The organism is Hoeflea algicola, assembly GCF_026619415.1.
Taxonomy (GTDB): Bacteria; Pseudomonadota; Alphaproteobacteria; order Rhizobiales; family Rhizobiaceae; genus Hoeflea; species Hoeflea algicola.
The window spans coordinates 1,936,888-1,958,441 of the sequence record NZ_JAOVZR010000001.1 but is presented as its reverse complement, the minus strand read 5'-3'; the positions used below and the strand labels follow the sequence as shown (position 1 = coordinate 1,958,441).

Sequence of the window (21,554 nt, the reverse complement as noted above, 5' to 3'; positions counted from 1 at the left end):
CATGAGCCGTGCCTTTTGGGCGATACCTCGAATACTGGTCTCACCTTCGGCGAACGGAATGTTAACGGGCATTGGGCATGTTCGGGGTATCAATCGTTGTATACGGAGAAATGGTGGGTGACGGGAGAACTGAAAACCCTGCGGATCGTGATGGCATGGGCGCTGGTGACCAGCAGCGTGCTCGTCATGATTTTGCTCCAGGCCTCCAAGATCGTGCTCGATTACGCTTCGATGGGACGAGTCGGGCTAACGCTGGCCTTGCTGGCTGGCACCGCGGTTGTCTGCCGTAAACGCGGCTTCATCAAATCCTCGCTGATCATGGAGGCGCTGGCCGGCGGCATTGCATTTTCGGTGCTGGTGTTGATTTCCACCTATCTGGCAATCTCGCTTGATGCGCCGCTGGCTGATGACAGCCTTGCGGCCATGGATCGGGCGATGGGCTTTGACGGAGCGGCGTTCATCCGTCTGGTCGACGGAGTGCCGTGGTTGTCCTGGGCGTTGATGCATGCTTACGCGTCGTTCGCCATGCAATTGCTTGTGCTGCCGATGTTGCTGATCTTGTTTGGCAAGCCATCACGCGCGTTTGCGCTGGTGCTGGCCTATGCGCTTGTCGGTTTTGTCTCGAGTTTGATATCGATCTGGTTTCCGGCATTGGGAACGCATGTGGTCTACGCCATCGACCCTGCATCGCTCAAATCGATCAACCCCTATTTCGGTCACGCTTTCCTTGCCCAGTTCAATGCGGTGCGTGAGCAGTCGGAATTTTTCTCTCACTCAATTCGGCCGAGGGCATACTCACCTTTCCCTCGGTGCATGCTGCCGTTGCCTTCTTGTGTGCGGCTTCCGCGTTCAGCGTTCGCTGGCTCAGATATCCGTTCCTCGGGCTCAATCTGCTGATGGGGACGGCGACCGTTACCCACAGCAACCACTATCTAATTGACGTGTTTGCCGGTCTGGGCCTTGCCGCGGTCTCGCTTTATGCCATCAGCGCTTTGGCCCGTAAGCCGCTGGCCGGACAGGTTCGCGCGTTAGAGCTCAGCAGCGGGCACGGCGCAGGGTAGGCTGGCGGCCTATTTTGCCCGCTTCTGCAAATCCAGCAGCCATTCCACTACGTCGGCCTTTTCATGATCGAATAGGCGAAACGTGGTCATCGGGAAATGGTCGGCCTGAAGAAAGGCTTCGAACCAGGCGCGGTCACGGCCTTCGATGGCAACGATGGCGGAGTAGGGCGGGGCCATGTCGGCGGTGAGTTTCTGGCCTTCGCGCACATGACAGTCACGGCACCATTCCTCGACAACTTTTTCGCCGCGGGCCACGGCGGCGGCATCGGCCAGCGCCGGTGAGACCAGCAACGGCAGACACAACGCCATTCCCGCCCATGCGGCCATGGCTGTCCTGGCGGGCAATCTCGCTTTTTGCCGCTTCTGTCTCATCAACGCCTCCTGCCGGTCCGAAAACTCTTGCCGCTAGTAACCATGCGCGATCATGCGAGGATACGCCATGATCGGGATCAAGCCATTTAACGGTTGAGGCGACCGGCCCATCGGGTGCGAACCGCGGCGGTATGGCTGCGGCTGACCGGCAGGGTTTGCCCGTCCGAGGTGTGCAGCATCAACCGTGGATTGGTGCCGGTCTGGCGGGTGATGCTTTCGACGCCACGATCGGCCACCCAGTGCGAGCGGTGAATTTGTTGGCCGGCGCCGGCTTCGACGATGGCGTCACCCAGCCGCATCAGCAGCAATTCGGAGCCCTTGTCGGTTACCGCCAGCACGTAATGGTCTTGCACCTCGAGCCGGATCAGGCTCCCGCGCTTGGCAATGGGCAGGCGGTCGAGCAGCGCCGGACGGTCGGGCCGGTTGACCGACGTCTGTGTGATGGTGGCTTCGGGCGGCGCCGACGCAATTGATGCCGGCGTATCATCAGCATCGTGTTTTCGAGCCGCGTTGGTATCTTCGCCGCTACTCAGGCTGAGCCATGCCAGCACGCAGAAGCCGATCGAGATCGGCAGCGCCACCAGCGCATTTTCACCGAATTGGGAGAGATTGAACGGCGCCTTGATGACGGCTGTGTTGATGGCGGTGATCACCACGCCGATTGGCAGCGCCGCGACAATGGCGCCGATCAACATGCGGATCATGCGGTGGGCGACCCGGCGACTGAGTGCTGCGTCAGAAAACGCTACGCACACCAGCGCGCAGCCCCACGCGCCGGTGTGCAGGCTCAGCCAGTAACCCAGCCGGGAATGAAACGGCAGCCGCTCGTAGGTGCCGAACGGGCCGGTCAGCGAGAACAGCCCGACCACCAGCGCAAATACCAGCCACAGTCGCGGCCGGGACAACAGCGTGCGCAGTTCACGAAGCGTGGATTGCAGCAACGTGTCGCTCACGAAGTTCTCCGGGTCACAGGCGCAAGGGAAATTGAGAATCGATGTCGAGCATGGCCGATGGGCAGTGATTTGGCAACCGGACCGCTGGCGTTGCATCAGGCCAACCGCCGCGGCCAGCACAGACAGGAGCATTCTCATGACACTTGAACCTCTGCTTCACGCCAGCACGGCGATCCAGTTCCATGTTGTCACCGTGGTCACAGCGGCGATCATCGGCGCCCACATGCTGTGGGCGCGCAAGGGAACGCCCAGACATCGTATTTCAGGTCGGGTCTGGATCGTGCTGATGGCGATGACGGCGCTGTCGACCTTCTTCATCCATGAAATCAATCTGTTTTACGGCTTTTCACCGATCCATCTGTTGTCGGTCGTGGTGCTTGTCAGCGTGGTTGAGGTGGTTCGTTCGGCGCGGCGGCGCGATTTCGTCCGGCACAAGCGGGTGGTCAAAGCGCTCTATTTCGGCGCCATCGGCATTGCCGGGCTGTTTACGCTGATGCCGGGGCGGATCATGAATACCAGCGTTTTCGGCCCCGGTGCGGGCACCGTCCATGTGGCGATCATGCCCCTGCTGATCGGCCTGTTTTCCGCCCTCGCTGTGGCAGCCTGCGCAGTGGCTGTTACCCGGTTCCGGCGTCGCGCGGTATGAAACTGTTGCGTCAACCAGGGCCGATTGGCTTGCGCGCGGACCATCCGTCATGCTTGAAGTGAACAAAACGGCGTCTGGCGCATTCAAATGTCAGGCCAGCACAGGAGCACCGCGCCATGGAATGGAAGGGTCGTCGCCAGAGCGACAATATCGAGGACCGGCGCGGACGCGCTCCCCGCAGCGGCAATCCGTTCGGGCGTGGCGGCAATCCCTTTGGCCGCGGTGGCATCAAGCTTCCCGGCGGCGGCATGCGCCGCGCTTCGGGTGGCGGCATCAAGACCATTATCATCCTGGCGGTGGTGTTTTTCGTGCTCAAATTCATGGGCATCGATCCGCTGCAGATCCTGGCCGGCGGCAATCCCGGCGCCAGCGTTGGCGGGCAGAGCAGCACGCAGCAGATCTCTCCCGCCCGGCAGGACGAGATGACGCAATTCGTCGCCACCGTGCTGGCCGAGACCGAGGATGTCTGGAACGGCGTCATGAAATCGCAGGGCGAGAGTTATCGCGAGCCGACGCTGGTGCTGTTTTCAGGCTCGGTGCAATCCGCTTGCGGCAATGCAAGCGCTGCTTCCGGCCCGTTCTATTGCCCCGGCGACGAGAAGGTTTATATCGATCTCACATTTTACGACGAGCTGGCGCAGCGCTTCAAGGCGTCGGGTGATTTCGCCCAGGCCTATGTGCTGGCTCACGAGGTCGGCCATCACGTTCAGAACCTGATCGGGGTGCTGCCGAAATTCAACCAGATGCGCCAGTCGATGAGCCAGACCGAGCAGAACCGGATGTCGATACGCGTCGAATTGCAGGCTGATTGCTTTGCCGGCATCTGGGGCCACTACACCGCGCAAAAGGGTATCCTCGAGCGCGGCGATCTTGAAGAAGCGCTCAACGCCGCCCAGCAGATCGGCGACGACACGCTGCAGCGGCGTACGCAAGGCTATGTGGTGCCTGAAAGCTTCAACCACGGCACCTCTGCGCAGCGCAAGGAGTGGTTCGCCCGTGGCTTCGAAAGCGGCCGGCTCGACGCCTGCGACACCTTCAACAACCCGGTCTGACAGCAGTCCGGACATCGGAACGCGGACCGGCAGGACCGGTCTGCCTTCTACCACTACCGCTTTGGCGCGCCAGCCGTTCGGATCGGTGTCAGTCTGGTTTGGGGTTGTCCGGGGCCGGGCCGCCGTCGTTCGGGGATTCTGCATCCGGTTCGTCGCGGTTCACCACCTCCACCGGATTGGTCATGATGATTTCGCGGTGCGGGTAGGGGATCTTGATGCCGTTTTCCTTGAAGACATCCCACAGCGCCAGGAACACCTTGCCGCGGACATTGGTCAGCCCGGCTTGCGGGTCGGAGATCCAGAAGCGCAGCTTGAAATCGAGCGAGGAGGAGCCGAACGCCGTCATCCAGCACACCGGTGACGGGGATTTTAGCACCCGGTCGATCGAACTGGCGGCGTGGATCGCCAGCTTTGAGGCTTCGTGCGGGTCGCTGTCATAGGACACGCCGAACTCGATATCGAGCCGCACCAGCTTGTCGGAGAACGACCAGTTTACCACCTGGTGGGTGATGAAATCCTCGTTGGGGATGAGGTATTCGCGGCCGTCGCGGGTGATCACCGAGACAAACCGGGCGCGCAATTCGCGGATCCAGCCGAAGGTTTCGCCTAACGCGATGGTGTCGCCGGGCTTGATCGAGCGGTCGGCAAGAATGATCACCCCGGAAATGAAATTCGACACCACCTTCTGCAGGCCGAAGCCGAGGCCAACGCCGACCGCGCCGGAAAACACCGTCAGCGCGGTCAGATCGATGCCGGTCGAGGACAGCGCCATCATCACCGCGACCATGATCAGGCTGATCTTGATGAACTTACCGGCCAGCACCCGGAACGAGGGCGAGAGGTCCTCGAAGCGGTGGATGCGGGTGTCGAAGAAATTGCCGAGCAGATTGGCAATCCACAGGAACCCGGCGGTGACCACCACCGTGCGCAGAACGAACAGCAGCGATATCCGCAAATCGCCGACCTGAAAGGCCAGCCGGTCCAGAAACGCTGCCGCCTCCGGCCTGAGGTCGAGAATGCCGAGAGCCACATAGCCGAATATGATCAGCGCGATCAGCCGCGCCAAGGTCTTGTTGTGGATGATCCGCGAAAACACCGTGATCGCCAGCCAGGCCGAGGCCAGCGCGAAGATCAGCGACAGCAGGTAGGTTCGCGAGGGCCATGTCAGTTCCAGCAATGTCACCCGGGCAGCGGCCAGAAACACCAGAAACAGCACCCAGTCGATCCGCCGCATCACGGCGATGATCACACGTAATAGTCCCGGCTTGCCCTTGATGGTGCGGGCGCGCACCTCGAGCCAGGGCTCAACCTTAAGCGAGATCGCCCAGCCGGCGCCATAGCAGGCGGCAACGATAAGCAACTGGTAGAATGTCCAGGGCTGGACGGCATAGGATCTGCCGGCATTGAAGAGCGCGGCAACGGTTTGCACCATGTTGGGGATGTCGATGGTGTCCATGGGCCATTATGGAAGCGATTGGGTTGCTTGAGAAGAGTGCAATTGTTTTGCCCGCGTTTCGTGTGGCCAACCTGTCAAAAATAGTGGTCGCTTCGATCAATTTTGTCGTTGCCGCCTGTTAACCCCGGTGAAGGTCGAATTTTGCATTGTACACCCGGCGCTTGCGAGCAACGACACGGCGTCTATTAGCCAGAAATGGTCCGGAATCGGACCGCGGTGGGCACCGGCCACACACGTATCAGCACAGCTTGCCGGGGATCCTTGGGTCCCCGGCACTTTCCTGTCAGGTGATCGGGTGGGCGTTTCCGTAGTTGCCGGTTACGGACGGTTTTTCAGCCCTGTTCAATGGCTTGCCAAGCCATGGGCGCCAGCGCATAAGCGTTGGTTCGAAACCGGATGAGAACGGATGGGCGGGTCAGCCATGCAAGCGCGGAACGAACAAAGCTGGGGAGCGCATGCGCGCGCCACGCTGGCGCTCGGCCTGCCGCTGGTTGGCACCCAGATCGCCCAGATCGCCATTGCCACCACCGATGTGGTGATGCTCGGCTGGTATGGCACCGAAGAACTGGCGGCCACTGTGCTCGGCTCGCAGGCGTTCTTCGTGGTCTATATTTTCGGTTCCGGCTTTGCCAGCGCGGTGCTGCCGCTGGCGGCGCAGGCCGAAGGCCGCAATGATCCCACCCATGTGCGCCGCTCGGTGCGCATGGGCATGTGGATTCTGCTGCTCTACGCGGTCGTCGTCATGCCGTTGCTGTGGCAGCTCGAGCCGGCGCTGATCGCGCTGGGCCAGAAGCCCGAACTCGCAGCCCTTGCCAGCGATTACATCCGCATCGCCCAATGGGGCATGTTCCCGGCGCTGATGATGATGGCGCTGAGGTCGTTCTTCGCTGCCCGCTCCCGGGCCGGAATCGTGCTCTGGTCGGCGCTGTTCGGCACAATCGTCAACGGCATTCTCAATTACGGGCTGATTTTTGGCCATTTCAATCTGCCGGAAATGGGCGTGCGGGGGGCTGCGGTGGCCTCGGTGGTAAGCTCCTCGGTGATCTTTTTGATCATGGCCGGCTGGGCGTTCTGGCATCCGCGGCATCAGGAATACCGGCTGTTCCAGCGCTTCTGGCGGCCGGAATGGCCGGCGTTTTTTGAAGTCTTCCGGCTCGGCCTGCCGATCGGCCTGACGATCCTTGCCGAGGTCGGGCTGTTCCTGGCCGCCTCGGTGATGATGGGATGGCTCGGCACGATCCAACTGGCCGCCCACGGCATCGCGCTTCAGCTCGCTTCCATCAGCTTCATGGTGCCACTGGGCTTGTCCAATGCTGCCACCGTGCGCATCGGCCAGGCCTATGGCCGCGGCGACAAGGCGGGGCTGGCGCGGGCCGCGCATACGGTGATGGGGCTTTCGGTGTTGATCTCGTTCGCCGCCGCCACCCTGTTCTGGCTGATGCCGGAAACGCTGATCAGCCTGTTTCTCGACGAGAGCAATGTCGATGCGGCCGAACTGCTTAGCGTGGCGGTGCCGCTGTTGCTGGTGGCCGCCGGCTTCCAGCTGGTTGACGCCATCCAGGCAATTGGCGCGGGGCTGTTGCGCGGTATCAAGGACACCCGCATTCCGATGATCATGGCGGTCATCAGCTATTGGCCGATCGGCCTGTCGGCGGCCTACGGGCTCGGCTTCGGCCTCGGGCTTGGCGGTCCGGGCATCTGGGGCGGACTGGCGATTGGACTCGGGGTGGCCGCCGTACTGCTCAATCTCAGGTTTGCCAACCGGCATCTTTTTCTGGACCGCCCAAAACCCTGAATCACACATGCCGAAGTCAGGCCGGATCGGGGCTCGCCAGACTGGTGAAACCATCAGATGTCGCCAAACCATGGTCATCCGCTACGCCAAGTATTATTTGCGGCAATGCGGCCCGACTGCCGTTGCCGCATTTCGCGAGATCGGTGTTCTTCAGCCTGAAGCTGCCGTTCACGGAAACTCCCGACGCTACATGTGTCACGTCAAGGCGTTACAGCGACCTTTGCGCAGCCAATTGGATGCGCGGCGCTGTAGAAACCCGTGAGTTAAGCGGCACTCTTCCATTTCAGCGGGGTAACGTTGACGATGCTCTCACCAACACTCACCATCACATCGCCGTCCTGGATATTTATCTGGAGGTTCATTGCGCGGCTTGCCAGTTTTGCCAGTTCGCCCGTGTCTTTCTCGGAAAAATTTATCACGTGAAGGTTTTCAAACCGGGCGGTGCTGTTCTTGATCTTGTGCCACCACATCTCGGCCGTCCTGCCGCCGTAAGGATAGACGATCACCTTGCCGGCCTTGCCACAGGATTGGCGCATCACTTTTTCGCTGGGAAGCCCAAGGGCCACCCACACATCAAGTTCGCCGCTCAGGCTTTTCTGCCAGATGTCTGGCTCGTCATCCGTTGAAAGGCCCTTTGTCATTTCCAGATGCTCATGGGCATTCAGCGCGAAAGCCAAAATACGCACCATCAGCCGTTCATCCGTCTCCGAGGGGTGCTTGGCAACGGTCAGTTTATGGGTGTCGTAATAGTGACGATCCATGTCGGAGACTGAAAGTTCGACTTTGTAGATAGTGGCATTTTGCGCCATGACATGTTCCAAAAATTCAAAGATCAGGATGCTTACTGCGTCTGACACCATTGTGAAAGTGGATAAAAAGGCCACGAGCAAAGAGGACGAACAGCTGTCGTTACGTTGTGTGGCTTGACTGCGGATGATGGGTGGTCTGTAGCGCGCCAACGCCTTCAGGACTGTGTCTGAACCGGTGCAACACAATTCGGGTATGGCATCTCCCCTGGCGTTGCGCGGTATCTGCAGCGCCACTGGCAACCCCTTCACCTGGCCAGAGCGGGGTCCCCGGACGGCCATGGTCAAAGCGTCAAAGGCGGGAAAACGGGGCGTTACATCGACCCGAGCGGGTATGATGCGGGGAAAAAGATCAAGAGCAAGAAGCGGCACGCGCTGGTTCATCCGGCCGACATCCAGGATCGCGACGGCGGCGTGTTGGTCTTGAAGACGCTGTTTGGCGCGGAGCCCACCTTGGTGGTCACTGCAGCCAAGGCCCGGTTCGATCTGAATAGCCCCTAGGCTCAGGACTCATTGATTGATCCAGAAGATGACTGTTGCCGCGATTGCGATGGCTGACATGAAGGCGTGGGCACAACGGTCGTAGCGGGTGTGGATGCGCCGCCAGTCTTTAAGCTTCCCAAACATGTTCTCGATCTTGTGACGGTTTTTGTAGAGCGTCTTGTCGAACGGAATTTCGGTTTTGCGGTTGGATTTGGGCGGAATGCAGGGCTCTATGCCGCGCGCTTTAAGCGCCTGGCGAAACCAGTCTGCATCGTAGCCCTTGTCACCGAGCAGGGCTTTTGCATCCGGAATGGCGTCAAACATCAGCGCTGCGCCCTTGAAGTCGCTCATCCGGCCCTCCGAGAGCAGCAAGACCAGTGGGCGTCCCACGCCATCACAAACCGCATGCAACTTGGAATTCAAGCCGCCTTTGGTGCGGCCTATACGTCTGGGAACAGGCCCTTTTTAAAAGGCTTGCGGCCGTGCGATGGGCTTTGAGGTGGGTTGCATCCGTTGCCCGGCAAGCGATGCCACGCATCGCTGAGAGGGAATCATCACCTGATCGGGCGTCCCGGCCATGCCGGCAAGCTCGGCGAGTATCCTGTTGAACACACCAAGCCGGCTCCAACGGGTGAACCGGTTGTAGATTGTCTTGTGCGGACCATAGTCCGATGGCGCATCACGCCAGCGCAACCCGTTGCGGATAACAAAAATGATGCCACTGAGAACCCGCCGGTCATCAACCCGCGGGACGCCATGAGAAAGCGGAAAAAAGGGCTCAATCCGCTTCATTTGCCTGTCGGTAAGCCAAATCAAATCACTCATGCCAGTATCCTCCTGGCACCAGTGAATCAGTCCGCAATCCATCCCGCAAGCAATTTAATGGGTCCTGATCCTAGATGCTGATGCGCAAAGACACCGTCCAGAAATTTGCTCATGGTCGGGCTTCCTGCCGCTTCTGATCTGTTTTACCTTGGAGAAAGTGTGAGGAGCTAATAACGTCTTGCTAGATGGTGCGAAGAGCCAATGCAGTGTTGGTTTGCCCACAGGGCGTGGCGTGGGGCGTAGATGCTGGTTTATACACACTGGACGGTCAGTCCGCCCCTGCTGGTCAAACGTTCTGTTTCTGCCCTCATTCTGGCTCTTTTTCTATTGGCGCTGTCGGGCTGCGCCGGCAGCCTGCCGGAGAGTGTCAGACAATCTGTTTCAGTGGTTGTGCCAACGAAGATCGATTTTGTCGAACTCGAATATTATGCAAAGCGCTCCAAGTCTGCTTACGATCCTATTGCGGAGATCCGCAAGGCATATCCGCTGGTCACCCGGGCAGTGACCCTTCAGCCCGTCGACGTGCTGTATGTCATTGAAACGGATCTGGCCAATCGCAATCAGACATTGTCGGTCCGGGGCACAGCGCACAAACCCAATGTTTTCGAAGATATTGAAACGGCTCTCCTGCCGGACGATATCCTGGGTATTCCGTTACATCGCGGGTTTAAAGATGTGGCGACGGCCATCCATGACAATGCTGTCCCTTACCTGCGCAAGGATTTGCCGCTGCGTGTGACAGGCCATTCACTCGGGAGCGCTGCTGCGGTGATCGTCGCTGCCTATCTCGAAAGCGAAGGATACATCGTCGAGCGGGTCGTCACCTTCGGTCAGCCCAAGTTCACCACCGAGATGCCACCTGTGCCAAAGCTGATTTCGGTGTTCACGCGGGTCATCAACGAACTGGATGTTGTTCCCATGGTTCCGCCCTATACCGCAGCCAAGAAATACCAGCACTTTTCACCCGAGGTGATTTTGCGTGCGGGGCCGGATTTTGGCTATCTCAATGAACATGATGCCGACCGAATTTCGGTGGGTGATTTCTGGCGGAACATCGACGATTTTTCCACCAGGGACCACCATATGGATGGCTATCTTGAAAATATCGAGGGGAAGGTCGCAAACGGGTCGAGACAGGTTCCCTATTTGCTCAAGAGAAAACCCGAAGTCCAGAAGCTCACTGCGGCTGACTAATGCATGTCGCGTTCAAACGGTTCATCTGAACGCGATATGCATCCCGGTTCTGTCTTTCAGTTCTCGGCCAATGCCTCGCGGCCCTGGCGTTCCCGCACCATGTTCATGAAACGGCGGAACAGATAGTGGCTGTCCTGCGGGCCGGGGGAGGCTTCGGGGTGGTGCTGGACCGAGAATACCGGCTTGCCGACCAGGCGAAGGCCGCAGTTGGAGCCGTCAAACAGCGACACGTGGGTCTCCTCGATGCCATGGGGCAGGCTTTTGGCATCAACCGCAAAGCCATGGTTCATCGACACGATCTCGACCTTGCCGGTGGTGTGGTCCTTGACCGGGTGGTTGGCGCCGTGGTGGCCCTGATGCATCTTGACGGTGCGGCCGCCCACGGCCAGCGCCAGGATCTGGTGTCCCAGGCAGATGCCGAAGATCGGCACACCGCTGTCAATCAGCTTGCGCAGGATCGGCACGGCATATTCGCCGGTTGCAGCCGGATCGCCGGGGCCGTTGGACAGGAATATGCCATCTGGCGCCATCGCCAGAATATCCTCGGCGGCCATGGTGGCGGGCACGACGGTGACCTTGCAGCCAAGGCCCGAGAAAAGCCTCAGGATATTGCGCTTGACGCCGTAATCGATGGCGACGATATGCGCCACCGGCTCGCCGGTCTCTGAAAAACCCTTATCCCAGACCCATGGCGCCTGGGTCCATTGCGAAGACTGGCCTGAAGTCGCCTCCTTGGCCAGATCAAGATCCTCAAGCCCGCTCCACGCGGCTGCCAGCGCCTTGAGCGCGTCAAGGTCGAAATTGCCGTCGGGGTCGTGGGCGATGACGGCGTTGGGCATACCGTTTTCGCGGATCCAGGCGGTCAGCGCCCGTGTGTCGATGCCCGACAGGCCGATAATGCCACGCGCCTTGAGCCATTGGTCGAAATGAACCGCCGAGCGGTAATTCGAGGGTTTGGTGATGTCTGCCTTGAAGATCGCGCCAACCGCACCGATGCGGGCGGCGGGGGTGAGGTCCTCGATATCTTCTTCATTAGCGCCGATATTGCCGATATGCGGGAAAGTGAAGGTGACGATCTGGCCCATGTAGGAAGGATCGGTGAGAATCTCTTGATAACCGGTGAGCGCGGTGTTGAAGCAGACCTCGGCCTGCGCCTGACCGGTGGCGCCGACGCCCTGGCCTTCAATCACGGTGCCATCGGCAAATACCAGCACGGCGGTGGGTTTGGTTTTGGTCCAGGGGCTTGTGGTCATGTCCACTCCATTGGCGGCTCGGCGCCGCTTGATCGCCGGGCGGTGCCCCTTGAACTCGTTCGGGGGCATCGCCATTTATACAGGTCAACAGCCTGGCGCGGAATGCAGTTCCCGCGTCGAGAGCACCTTTGATCCAGTCATGCAGATGTTGGTAAATAGACAAGCCTCACGCCGCGGTCAATCAGCGTGGTGTCGCAGGGCCGGCAATAATTAGCTTGAACTGGGTGCGGCCCTGGGAGTAGTGCTGTCCGTTCCGTATCCAGGGACCCAAGGGTAGGCACATGAACTGCTGGAGTAAGTTTGATGATGCGTGAACGCTTTGCCGAAACGCTGAAAGATGCGGCTCGCGCCAAGGATACCCGCCGTCTGTCGACGTTGCGGTTGATCCAGGCTGCGATCAAGGATCGTGACATCGCCAATCGCGGCGGTGGCAAGGATCCGGTCAGCGATGATGAAATCCTGCAGATCCTGACCAAGATGATCAAGCAGCGCGAAGAATCGGCTGCGATCTACGAGGAAAACGCCCGGCTTGAGCTGGCTCAGCAGGAGCGCGATGAAATTGCCATCATCCGGCAGTTTCTGCCTGCGCAACTGCCGGAGGAGAAGGTGCGTGAACTGTGTGCATCGGTCATCGACGAGACCGGGGCTTCTGGCCTGCGCGACATGGGGAAATGCATGAATGTGCTCAAGGAGCGCTATCCGGGCCAGATGGATTTTTCCAAGGCCTGCGGCATGGTCAAGGGCCTGCTGCAATAATTCGATCGACAGGCGCCGGGGTATTGCCCCGGCGCCGCTTCGGCTGCCCCGAGGGGCGTTTGCCGGCATCTGCATGGATGCAGATGCCGGCCAGACTGACGACTTTTCCGCTTTAAGATTGGCTATCAATTAACCTGGGCGTTACGCCACTAGGCGAAATTTCGCTTATTGCGTGTAGGCGGGCGGGTCAGATAACCATCCCAGTCTTGGGTAATCAGCTGTCAATCGAAGGACTGGGCATGTCGCATGGAGTCGCATCACAGGTCCGTTTTGACCGTAAGCAATGTTTGTCTTCGACACGCAAGCATCGCCACGCCGGTTTTGGCGGGGTTGATGTTGCCGGCTGTCGTCCGGCTGCATTGACGTGGCGGGCTGCGGCCTGGTGGCGGTGATGAAAAATCCCATACTCTCCGCACCGGTGTTTGAGCCAATCAACGGGATTCACACCGTGTTTGACGCCATGCAGGTGCTGCGCAAGACCTGCGCCGCCTATGATTTCCGTTATTTTTCGGTGCTTGCGCTGCCCAATGCCATTGCCGGCGCCGATCTTTCAATCTCGCAGATTGCGATGATTTCAAGCTGGCCACCGGAATTGATTTCCGAATATGACCGCTTGAACTTGGCTAGAAACAGCCCGGTGCTCGACCAGTTGCGAAAGCAGATCACGCCGCTGCTGTTTGAAGTTGATTCGATCAATGATGACCGGCCGGCAACCGAATCGACTGAAGCAAAGGCGCTTTTTGCCCGGTTCGGCCTGAGCATGGGTGTCTATTTTCCTGTCCATGACAGCCAGGGCGTGCGGCATGCGGTTTCATTGATCGGAAATCGTGAGCCGCTTGCGGTGAACGAACTGACCACGCTGGCGATGTTCTCGACGCTTCTGGTCGGACAATTGGCGCAGATCAATTCGGACGGAAATACCGGAAAATCGGTTCTGAGCGCGCGTGAAACCGAAGTGCTGCAATGGACCGCAGAAGGCAAGACCAGCGCCGAAATCGCCCGCATCACCGGACTTTCCGAGCATACGGTCAATCACTACGCCACCATCGCCACCCAGAAACTTGGCTGTTCCAACCGGACCCAGGCCGTGGTTTCCGCACTGCGCCTGGGCCTGTTCAGCTAAAAAACATTGCGATCAGCCGAACCATGCCTGTGCTTTGGATCTTGCGCATTCCGGGCTGGGGTCGAGCGGCGTGTCCAGCGGGGGCCGCCCTCTTTCCCGAATGGGCCGCCACGCCCGCAGACCCGGATATGGCGGTAATTGTCACATCAATTTAGTGCGTACCGCAGGCCGAGCCGGACCTGGTGAATGTTGAAGCCGTGATCGCGAATTTGCACGCCGGAAGCGCCATTGGCCTGATCGGGGGCGTCATATTCATGGGCGTCGCCTCCGAAGATGTGCATGAAGCGATAGCCTGCATCCAGCTTCAGCCGGTCGGTCAGGTCATAGCTTGTGCCGACCATGAGGGCTGCTGCCATGCGCAAGCTGGTGACGCCTACGTGATCGGCGGTGTAGCGGACATAGGCAGGCGCGCAAAGCGGGCAGACTTCCTGCCGCGACATGGTGCCGTAATTGACGACGGCGGCGCCGACGCCGGCACCGAGATAGGGCCTGAAACCACGCATGTCCTTGAGGTCGACATAGGCATTGGCCATTGCCGTCCAGACATTGGCGGTTGAACTGTCATCGTAGTGGCAATCGGCTGGAAACGGCAGCGCGTGCGCCGGATCGGATTTGATCATCAGCGGGCATTCGGTTTGTCCCGCGACCTTTGCCCTGAAGAAATCCAGTGTGGCGTCGGCCCTGACATGGTCGTTGAACTGATAGCCTGCACCGATGCCGACGGAGGCGGAATCGCGCAATTTCAGAGAGTCGTAACGATAGGTATCGTCGATCCCCTGAACGCCAACAAACTGGTTCCAGAAATCCCATTCGCCCTTCGATTCCTGGCTCTTGGAATAGCCGATATCGCCGCGCAAATACCAACCGGAATAGGTTTGAACCACCGGCGGTTCTTGAAATGGAGGCAGAAGGTCGGCTGCCCCTGCGGGGACGGCCAGAGTTGCAATGCCCAACGCCAAAATGGCGGAAATCAGAGTTTTCATGGTGGCCTCGATCTTTGTCACATCGGTGCGAGCGCCGATTGCTGGCGCAGCGCACCAGAAGCCCTGTTGATAAACTGTTAGGGTAAATATCTGCTTAATGTTCAATGGTCGGAGTAGCCCATGCATCGGGTCGCTGGAATGGCCGAGATTGGGCAACGCCACCTGCACCTCCGTGCCATGGCCCTCAATCGGGGCCATTAATCCGGAGCTTGCCCGAAGCGGGGAGGGGGCGGGTTTGTGAATAGCGGGGAGAGCGTACGCAAGGTCTTTGCCAGCGCCCGCTGCACCGCCTATATAGACGCCATAGCCAACCCAAATTTTGCCAAGCGCCGGAGGCGCGCCGATCTTGCGGTTTTCACCGTCCTTTCTTGATGACATTCGCGAACGGGTTCCGATCTCGGACGTGATCGGCCGCCACGTGACCTGGGACCGGAAGAAAACCAACACCTCGCGCGGCGACTGGTGGGCGTGCTGCCCGTTCCATGGCGAAAAATCTCCGAGCTTTCACTGCGAGGACCGCAAGGGCCGCTACCATTGTTTCGGCTGCGGCGTGTCGGGCGATCATTTTAAATTTCTCACCGAACTCGAAAGCCTTAGCTTCCCCGAATCGGTCGAACGCGTCGCCGACATGGCCGGCATCTCGATGCCGGCGCCGGATCCCGAAGCTGCCCGGCGCGATCGCCAGCGTGCCAGCCTCGAGGATGTGATGGAGATGGCGGCGTCGTTCTTCGAGACCCAGTTGCAGGGTGCGCAGGGCGCCAAGGCGCGCGCCTATCTGCGCGACCGCGGCCTGTCGGGGCGTACAATTGCTGCCTTCCGGCTTGGCTACAGTTCCGACAGTCGCAGTGCGCTCAAGGAACACCTGGCGTCGCGCGGCGTGGACAAGGACCAGATCGAGGCCTGCGGGCTGGTGGTGCACGGGCCTGATATTGCCGTTTCCTACGACCGCTTCCGCGATCGCATCATGTTCCCGATCCTGTCGTCACGGGAGCGGGTGATTGCCTTTGGCGGCCGGGCGCTGTCGCCCACGGCACCGGCAAAATATCTCAATTCCAACGAGACCGAGCTGTTTCACAAGGGCAATGTTCTTTACAATTTTGCCCGCGCCCGCCGCGCTTGCGGCCAGGACGGCACGCTGATCGTGGTTGAGGGCTACATGGACGTGATCGCGCTGGCCCAGGCCGGGGTGGAAAATGTGGTGGCGCCCCTGGGCACGGCACTGGGCGAGAATCAGCTCAAGCTGTTGTGGCGGATAACGCCGCAGCCGGTTCTGTGTTTTGATGGCGATGAGGCCGGCCAGCGCGCGGCCAACCGGACCGCCGATCTGGCGTTGCCGCTGGTCGGGCCGGGCCGCTCGCTCAGAATTGCGGTGCTGCCGCCGGGCAAGGATCCCGATGATCTGGTACGCCAGGATGGGCGCGAGCCGTTCGACCATCTGATCTCCCAGGCGCGGCCGCTGGCCGACATGGTGTGGGCGCGCGAATCAGGCGCCGGCGTGTTCGAGACGCCGGAGGCCCGGGCAGAACTCGAGGCGCGGCTGCGCCAGATCACCTCGATGATTGCCGATGAGAGCGTGCGTCGGCATTACCAGCAGGACATGCGTGACCGGCTGAAGGCGTTTTTTGGCGGCGGTGGTGGCGGTTACGGCTATGGCGGCCGCGAACAGGGCAAGCGCGGCAGTTTCGAGCGTGGCAAGTTCGACCGCGAGCGTGGTGGCGAGGGTGGCCGCGGTGGCGGACGTCCGGGTGCGGCGTCGGCGCAGGGCGTTGCGGTTTCCGAACGGCTGGCCCAGTCGGGGATGGTGCGCGGCCATGGCGCCATGCCGTCGCTCAGGGAAACCGTGCTGGTGATGACGGTCGCCAACCACCCGCAGATGCTGCATGACGAATTTGACGAGTTGGCGGCGCTGGAATTTGAAGACAAGGGCTTGATGCGGGTCTGGCAGGTGATGCTGGACGCGGCTTCGGTCGGCGGCCGGTTTGACCGCGAAAGGCTGTTTGCCGCACTTGATGCCGACGGGCAGGGCGCTTTCATCGCCCGGCTCGAGAGCCATGTCCGCAATGCCCGGATCTGGACCGCAACCGTCGATGCGGCCGCAGAAGATGCGCGCGAGGGCTACCACCAGGCGCTGGCGCTGCACAAGCGCACCCGGGCGCTCAAATGGCAGAAGGCTGAACTGGAACGCGATATCGCCGAGGCCACCGAGCAGGGCGATGAAAATGCCATCCCGCGGCTGATGCTGGCCTTGCGCGAGGTTCAGCTCGAAGTGGCGCGGCTGGAAAACCAGGAAGCCATCATCGATGGTTTCGGGGTACTGTCGGGGCGCGGCAAGGGCAGCGGCGGGGCGGCGGGCTGAGAACCGCCAATCAGCACCGATTCTCGGGCGTTGCTCTTGTGAAGTTCAAATGCGCGCCTACATAGGGTGATCAAACGAATTCGACCGTGAAACCGGGCAATCGTGCCATTATTTTCACAACAGCGCGCTTTTTGCCCTTTAAGCCTTGACGGAAAGGTTTTTTGTGGGAATCAGCTACCTGACGCAACATGCGCGTGATCAATTGGCTCAGTGGGGCGGTCAATTGCCGCGCGCCAAATGGCCATCCAGTGGATGGTGGGCCAACACGAACGGCTTGGTTAATAGGGAATTAAGCATCCGTACGCCACAACATTCCGGATGATTCGCGAAAGTCGCCCGCTCTACCCGCGGGGGTCATGCGCCAATTGGCAGGCGCTGGGCCGACATCAACCGAATAAGATCCGGGGAAAGTGACTGTCCATGGCAAGCAAGGTAAAAGAAGCAGCAGACGACACCGAGAACGAGCGCGAAGGCGCTGCGGCCGACGGGCCGTTGCTCGACCTGTCGGATGACGCCGTCAAGAAGATGATTAAAACCTCGAAAAAACGAGGTTATGTCACCATGGACGAGCTCAACGCTGTGCTTCCCTCCGAAGAGGTGACCTCCGAACAGATCGAGGACATCCTGTCGATGCTCTCCGATATGGGCATCAATGTGGTCGAGGAAGACGAGGCCAGCGAAGACAAGGAAGCCGAAGACGACAGCGATGGCGAAGAGCAAAGCGAAGGCGGCGAAGTCGCCACCGCGTCGAGTTCGGCCGTCACCACCACCAAGAAAAAAGAACCGACCGACCGCACCGACGACCCGGTGAGGATGTATCTGCGCGAGATGGGCTCGGTGGAGCTGCTCTCCCGCGAGGGCGAAATCGCCATTGCCAAGCGCATCGAGGCCGGTCGCGAAACCATGATCGCCGGCCTGTGCGAAAGCCCGCTGACGTTCCAGGCGATCATCATCTGGCGTGAGGAGCTCAACGAGGGCGCGACGCTTCTGCGCGAGATCATCGATCTGGAAACAACCTATTCCGGTCCCGAGGCCAAGGCTGCGCCGCAGTTCCAGAGCCCGGAAAAGATCGAGGCCGACCGCAAGGTGGCCGAGGAAAAGGAAAAGGTCCGCGCCGAAAAGGCCAAGTCCGACGACGTCACCGATGTCGGGGGCGATGGCCAGCGCTATGGCGAGGACGAGGATGACGACGACGACGAGAACAATCTCTCGCTCGCCGCCATGGAAGCCGAGTTGCGCCCGCAGGTGATGGAAACGCTCGACACCATCGCCGAAACCTACAAGAAGCTCAGAAAGCTTCAGGACCAGCAGGTCGAGGCCCGGCTTGCCGCCACCGGCACGCTGTCTCCCGCCCAGGAGCGCCGTTACAAGGAACTCAAGGACGCGTTGATCACTTCGGTCAAGTCGCTGTCGCTCAACCAGAACCGCATCGACAACCTGGTCGAGCAGCTTTACGACATCAACAAGCGGCTGGTCCAAAGCGAAGGCCGTCTGCTGCGTCTGGCCGAGAGCTACGGCGTCAAGCGCGAAGACTTCCTGACTCAATATTCCGGCGCCGAGCTTGATCCGAACTGGACCAAGTCGATTGCCAACCTGTCGGCCAAGGGCTGGAAGGAATTTGCCAAGTCCGAATCCAACAACATTCGCGACCTGCGCACCGAGATCCAGAACCTGGCGCAGGGAACCGGCATTGCCATCGGCGAATTCCGCCGCATCGTGCAGATGGTCCAGAAGGGCGAGCGCGAGGCGCGCATTGCCAAGAAGGAAATGGTCGAGGCCAATTTGCGTCTGGTGATCTCGATCGCCAAGAAATACACCAACCGCGGTCTGCAGTTCCTCGATCTCATTCAGGAAGGCAATATCGGCCTGATGAAGGCGGTCGACAAGTTCGAATACCGTCGTGGTTACAAGTTCTCGACCTACGCCACATGGTGGATCCGGCAGGCAATCACCCGCTCGATCGCCGACCAGGCGCGCACCATCCGTATCCCGGTGCACATGATCGAGACCATCAACAAGATCGTCCGTACCTCGCGGCAGATGCTGCACGAGATCGGCCGCGAGCCGACGCCGGAAGAACTGGCCGAAAAGCTCGCCATGCCGCTCGAAAAAGTGCGCAAGGTGCTGAAAATCGCCAAGGAGCCGATCTCGCTCGAAACCCCTGTGGGCGACGAGGAGGATTCGCATCTGGGCGATTTCATCGAGGACAAGAACGCGATCCTGCCGATCGATGCGGCCATTCAGGCGAACCTGCGCGAAACCACCACCCGCGTGCTGGCTTCGCTCACCCCGCGTGAAGAACGCGTGCTCAGGATGCGCTTCGGCATCGGCATGAACACCGACCACACGCTCGAGGAAGTCGGCCAGCAGTTCTCGGTCACCCGCGAACGTATCCGCCAGATCGAAGCCAAGGCGCTGCGCAAGCTCAAGCACCCGAGCCGCTCACGCAAGCTCAGGAGCTTTTTGGATAGCTGATGGATGTTTTCTCTCTCCCCTCGTGGAGAGAAAGCGAAAACTTGGTCTTGGCAAAGCCAAGTCCTTAGTTTTCGCAAGTGAGGGGAAGCCCCAGACTTCAAAACCCGGCCATCGTGCCGGGTTTTTTGTTGCGCCTGCCGCAGCTTTGGCGTGTTCTTGCGCAGGCGGTTTCCATCAGGCAGGAATGGCGTCCTGAACCTTCAGGAATATTGACGGCAGAAATGAGTGATAGAAACGAGACCAGGAACAGATCTGATCGGCTGACTTCCGCTGAGAGGTTTTGGGTGCGTTTTTGCGTGTTCGGGTGTTCGTCAGTCGTGGTCTTGCTTGTTCTCAGTGTAGTATTGGGCGCCCGGTTTTTCCCATCCCTCTCATATTACAATTCGAACCTGTATCTCGCGCGAGGATTTGCGCTCGGCGGGCTTGTTCTGGGTGTTTATATCTTCTGGGTCGTTGGCCTGATGGAGAGGCAAGGGAAGGAAAGCCGTCAACGGAGTGTCTGGATAGTTATATCCAAATTTCTTGCACCGGTTATCATAGCCGGGTTGTTCTATCACTTGCCATTGACACCCTATCCGATGCTCCGGGCGGTTGTTGTCGGCAAAACGACCTCCGATAGCTACGTTGTTGATCATGTGAATGTGCAAAGAGACGGTAGATGTTCAGGCCGGGTTATGCTGAAAAACATGCCCCCTTTTCACGATCATCTATGTGATGTTGCACAGTCGGTTCTCGATCAGCTCACACCGGGAATGGAGATCGAGTTTCAAGGCTGGGGAACAAAGGACGGCCTTTTTGTGAAGTCGGTCAGGATTCCTTAGGGTATAGGCTACAGGTCGGTGATTTCGATGGTCTGCCCCCAGCCGACCACCGCGACATATTCACCCAATTGCATGTTTTGAACTGGAACTCCCCGCCCATCCGCACGATATGCGCCTTACCACTGCTGCGTCCTGTCCGAGGCCGCACCCTGCCGGAGACCTTTGCTGATGGAATTCCTTGCCCAGTTTCTCGACCAGATATCCTGGCCGATCGTCATCATCGCCTGTCTGACGCTGGGGCTGGCGCCGTTCTTTCCGGAGCCGCATATCTGGGAGAAGCTGAAAATGCTGATGGCTGGCTCATTGATCAAGCCGATCGACATTTTCGATTTGCTGATGCACGCCGCCCCGTTCCTGTTGGCGGCTGTCAAACTGGCGGCGATGGTGTTCGCGCCGAAATAGACCGGACCAGCGTTGGTCGCCCGCCTATGTGCCAAACCCGTGATGGCGCCAGGCCTCGGCGACGGTGGGATTTTCCAGCACATGTTTGGAGAGTTCGCTGATCTCCGGCAGGTCCATCGCCGGCGCATGCCAGTCGGCCAGCATCGCCGCGTAGACATCGGCAATCGTCATTCTCTGGCCGAGCAGGAACGGTCCCTCGATGGCGCCCGCCAGCTGGGCGAAATCGTGATCCATGTCGCGCGCCGCCTGATGTTTGATCGCGTCCAGGGCTTGGTTGCCGTGATCGACCGTATGGCGCTCGGGATAGTAATAGCGCAGCGCATCGGGATAGATGTTGGCGGTCATGAAGACCAGCCATTGCACCGCCTTGTGCCGCGCCGGCGTGCCGTGCGGCGGCAGCAGCCGCGCCTCGGGAAACAGGTCATCGAGCGCCAGCAGAATGGCCACGCTCTCGGCCATCACCTCGCCACAGGCAAGCTTGAGCACCGGCACCTTGCCTGCCGGGTTGAGCGCCAGGAAGTCAGGTCTGGCCAGTCCGGCGGTATTTTCGATCCGGACGTTGTCAAAGGGCAGCCCGATCAGCAGCAGTGCTGCTTCGACAACCATCGAGCCCGATCCCGGCTTCCAGTAAAGTGTGTATCCGCTCATCTGGCATCCCCGTGAAACTGTGCACCTGTCATGCCAGCAAGTGCTGCGCGGGGCAAGCTGGTGCGGCGTTACACCCTCGCCTGGCCCGGCCTTG

The 21,554-nt window shown here is 59.9% G+C and carries 20 protein-coding genes and 2 pseudogenes; 13 read left to right on the top strand and 9 right to left on the bottom strand.

Annotated elements, in window-relative coordinates; all coding sequences use genetic code 11:
- Positions 1-117: 117 nt before the first annotated feature.
- Positions 118-897, top strand: a complete 780-nt coding sequence (locus OEG84_RS09615) for a phosphatase PAP2 family protein (protein ID WP_267653549.1) — start codon at positions 118-120, stop codon at positions 895-897.
- The gene (locus OEG84_RS25500) at positions 810-1,061 is read left to right on the top strand and encodes a phosphatase PAP2 family protein (protein ID WP_425602835.1); all 252 of its coding nucleotides are present in this window, start codon (positions 810-812) and stop codon (positions 1,059-1,061) included. Before OEG84_RS09615 ends, OEG84_RS25500 begins: the two co-directional genes overlap by 88 nt.
- Before the next feature lie 9 nt (positions 1,062-1,070).
- Here OEG84_RS25500 and OEG84_RS09610 read toward each other — a convergent pair whose 3' ends face one another.
- Positions 1,071-1,433: a hypothetical protein gene (locus OEG84_RS09610; RefSeq protein WP_267653548.1), complete on the bottom strand. Its 363-nt coding sequence runs from the start codon at positions 1,431-1,433 to the stop codon at positions 1,071-1,073.
- 86 nt (positions 1,434-1,519) lie between these two features.
- On the bottom strand, positions 1,520-2,386 hold the full coding sequence (locus tag OEG84_RS09605; protein ID WP_267653547.1) for a LytTR family DNA-binding domain-containing protein: 867 nt from the start codon (positions 2,384-2,386) through the stop codon (positions 1,520-1,522).
- A gap of 136 nt (positions 2,387-2,522) precedes the next feature.
- Between OEG84_RS09605 and OEG84_RS09600 the strand changes: the two genes are divergently transcribed.
- Both OEG84_RS09600 and ypfJ read left to right on the top strand, forming a co-directional pair.
- On the top strand, positions 2,523-3,032 hold the full coding sequence (locus OEG84_RS09600; protein WP_267653546.1) for a DUF2306 domain-containing protein: 510 nt from the start codon (positions 2,523-2,525) through the stop codon (positions 3,030-3,032).
- Between the two features lie 116 nt (positions 3,033-3,148).
- Positions 3,149-4,084: a KPN_02809 family neutral zinc metallopeptidase gene (ypfJ, locus tag OEG84_RS09595; RefSeq protein WP_267653545.1), complete on the top strand. Its 936-nt coding sequence runs from the start codon at positions 3,149-3,151 to the stop codon at positions 4,082-4,084.
- A gap of 88 nt (positions 4,085-4,172) precedes the next feature.
- On the opposite strand, the gene OEG84_RS09590 is transcribed toward ypfJ, so the two are convergent.
- On the bottom strand, positions 4,173-5,540 hold the full coding sequence (locus tag OEG84_RS09590) for a mechanosensitive ion channel family protein (RefSeq protein ID WP_267653544.1): 1,368 nt from the start codon (positions 5,538-5,540) through the stop codon (positions 4,173-4,175).
- 421 nt (positions 5,541-5,961) lie between these two features.
- On the opposite strand from OEG84_RS09590, the gene OEG84_RS09585 reads away from it, so the two are divergent.
- Positions 5,962-7,335 carry an MATE family efflux transporter gene (locus OEG84_RS09585; RefSeq protein ID WP_267653543.1) on the top strand — a complete coding sequence of 458 codons (1,374 nt, stop codon included), beginning with the start codon at positions 5,962-5,964 and terminating at the stop codon, positions 7,333-7,335.
- A 16-nt stretch (positions 7,336-7,351) separates the two neighbouring features.
- On the opposite strand, the gene OEG84_RS09580 is transcribed toward OEG84_RS09585, so the two are convergent.
- Both OEG84_RS09580 and OEG84_RS09575 read right to left on the bottom strand, forming a co-directional pair.
- Entirely contained in the window at positions 7,352-7,507 is a 156-nt protein-coding gene (locus OEG84_RS09580) for a hypothetical protein (RefSeq protein WP_267653542.1), read from the bottom strand.
- Between the two features lie 91 nt (positions 7,508-7,598).
- Positions 7,599-8,144 (bottom strand): YaeQ family protein, encoded by a 546-nt coding sequence (locus OEG84_RS09575; RefSeq protein WP_267656143.1) that lies wholly within the window; start codon positions 8,142-8,144, stop codon positions 7,599-7,601.
- Positions 8,145-8,426: 282 nt separating this feature from the next.
- On the opposite strand from OEG84_RS09575, the pseudogene OEG84_RS09570 reads away from it, so the two are divergent.
- A pseudogene (locus OEG84_RS09570) lies at positions 8,427-8,597 on the top strand (IS5/IS1182 family transposase); the annotation flags it as partial.
- A 54-nt stretch (positions 8,598-8,651) separates the two neighbouring features.
- On the opposite strand, the pseudogene OEG84_RS09565 reads toward OEG84_RS09570, so the two are convergent.
- Positions 8,652-9,449 (bottom strand): annotated as a pseudogene (locus OEG84_RS09565) (IS5 family transposase).
- Positions 9,450-9,692: 243 nt separating this feature from the next.
- Between OEG84_RS09565 and OEG84_RS09560 the strand changes: the two are divergent.
- Positions 9,693-10,643: a lipase family protein gene (locus OEG84_RS09560; protein ID WP_267653541.1), complete on the top strand. Its 951-nt coding sequence runs from the start codon at positions 9,693-9,695 to the stop codon at positions 10,641-10,643.
- A gap of 56 nt (positions 10,644-10,699) precedes the next feature.
- Here OEG84_RS09560 and carA read toward each other — a convergent pair whose 3' ends face one another.
- Positions 10,700-11,902: a glutamine-hydrolyzing carbamoyl-phosphate synthase small subunit gene (gene carA, locus OEG84_RS09555; protein WP_267656142.1), complete on the bottom strand. Its 1,203-nt coding sequence runs from the start codon at positions 11,900-11,902 to the stop codon at positions 10,700-10,702.
- Positions 11,903-12,202: 300 nt separating this feature from the next.
- On the opposite strand from carA, the gene OEG84_RS09550 reads away from it, so the two are divergent.
- Positions 12,203-12,652 (top strand): GatB/YqeY domain-containing protein, encoded by a 450-nt coding sequence (locus OEG84_RS09550; RefSeq protein ID WP_267656141.1) that lies wholly within the window; start codon positions 12,203-12,205, stop codon positions 12,650-12,652.
- A 391-nt stretch (positions 12,653-13,043) separates the two neighbouring features.
- Positions 13,044-13,775, top strand: coding sequence for a helix-turn-helix transcriptional regulator (locus OEG84_RS09545; RefSeq protein WP_267653540.1), 732 nt, complete (start codon positions 13,044-13,046; stop codon positions 13,773-13,775).
- Positions 13,776-13,921: 146 nt separating this feature from the next.
- Here OEG84_RS09545 and OEG84_RS09540 read toward each other — a convergent pair whose 3' ends face one another.
- Positions 13,922-14,758, bottom strand: a complete 837-nt coding sequence (locus OEG84_RS09540) for an outer membrane protein (protein WP_425602906.1) — start codon at positions 14,756-14,758, stop codon at positions 13,922-13,924.
- Between the two features lie 346 nt (positions 14,759-15,104).
- Between OEG84_RS09540 and dnaG the strand changes: the two genes are divergently transcribed.
- The 4 genes from dnaG (at position 15,105) to OEG84_RS09520 (ending at position 20,812) form a co-directional block, all read left to right on the top strand.
- Positions 15,105-17,114 (top strand): DNA primase, encoded by a 2,010-nt coding sequence (dnaG, locus tag OEG84_RS09535; protein WP_267653538.1) that lies wholly within the window; start codon positions 15,105-15,107, stop codon positions 17,112-17,114.
- Between the two features lie 420 nt (positions 17,115-17,534).
- Positions 17,535-19,589, top strand: a complete 2,055-nt coding sequence (rpoD, locus tag OEG84_RS09530) for an RNA polymerase sigma factor RpoD (protein WP_267653537.1) — start codon at positions 17,535-17,537, stop codon at positions 19,587-19,589.
- A 113-nt stretch (positions 19,590-19,702) separates the two neighbouring features.
- A complete protein-coding gene (locus OEG84_RS09525; protein ID WP_267653536.1) occupies positions 19,703-20,410 on the top strand; it encodes a hypothetical protein in 708 nt (235 codons plus the stop codon).
- 168 nt (positions 20,411-20,578) lie between these two features.
- A complete protein-coding gene (locus tag OEG84_RS09520; protein WP_267653535.1) occupies positions 20,579-20,812 on the top strand; it encodes a hypothetical protein in 234 nt (77 codons plus the stop codon).
- A gap of 24 nt (positions 20,813-20,836) precedes the next feature.
- Here OEG84_RS09520 and OEG84_RS09515 read toward each other — a convergent pair whose 3' ends face one another.
- Positions 20,837-21,460, bottom strand: coding sequence for a glutathione S-transferase family protein (locus OEG84_RS09515; RefSeq protein WP_267653534.1), 624 nt, complete (start codon positions 21,458-21,460; stop codon positions 20,837-20,839).
- Between the last annotated feature and the right edge of the window lie 94 nt (positions 21,461-21,554).

Bases quoted from the DNA above. Each gene is read 5' to 3' on its own strand.
- OEG84_RS09610 (WP_267653548.1), bottom strand. From the start codon at position 1,433: ATGAGACAGAAGCGGCAAAAAGCGAGATTGCCCGCCAGGACAGCCATG.
- OEG84_RS09600 (WP_267653546.1), top strand. From the start codon at position 2,523: ATGACACTTGAACCTCTGCTTCACGCCAGCACGGCGATCCAGTTCCAT.
- ypfJ (WP_267653545.1), top strand. From the start codon at position 3,149: ATGGAATGGAAGGGTCGTCGCCAGAGCGACAATATCGAGGACCGGCGC.
- OEG84_RS09590 (WP_267653544.1), bottom strand. From the start codon at position 5,540: ATGGACACCATCGACATCCCCAACATGGTGCAAACCGTTGCCGCGCTC.
- OEG84_RS09585 (WP_267653543.1), top strand. From the start codon at position 5,962: ATGCAAGCGCGGAACGAACAAAGCTGGGGAGCGCATGCGCGCGCCACG.
- OEG84_RS09575 (WP_267656143.1), bottom strand. From the start codon at position 8,144: ATGGCGCAAAATGCCACTATCTACAAAGTCGAACTTTCAGTCTCCGAC.
- OEG84_RS09560 (WP_267653541.1), top strand. From the start codon at position 9,693: ATGCTGGTTTATACACACTGGACGGTCAGTCCGCCCCTGCTGGTCAAA.
- OEG84_RS09550 (WP_267656141.1), top strand. From the start codon at position 12,203: ATGCGTGAACGCTTTGCCGAAACGCTGAAAGATGCGGCTCGCGCCAAG.
- OEG84_RS09545 (WP_267653540.1), top strand. From the start codon at position 13,044: ATGAAAAATCCCATACTCTCCGCACCGGTGTTTGAGCCAATCAACGGG.
- OEG84_RS09540 (WP_425602906.1), bottom strand. From the start codon at position 14,758: ATGAAAACTCTGATTTCCGCCATTTTGGCGTTGGGCATTGCAACTCTG.
- rpoD (WP_267653537.1), top strand. From the start codon at position 17,535: ATGGCAAGCAAGGTAAAAGAAGCAGCAGACGACACCGAGAACGAGCGC.
- OEG84_RS09520 (WP_267653535.1), top strand. From the start codon at position 20,579: ATGGAATTCCTTGCCCAGTTTCTCGACCAGATATCCTGGCCGATCGTC.
- OEG84_RS09515 (WP_267653534.1), bottom strand. From the start codon at position 21,460: ATGAGCGGATACACACTTTACTGGAAGCCGGGATCGGGCTCGATGGTT.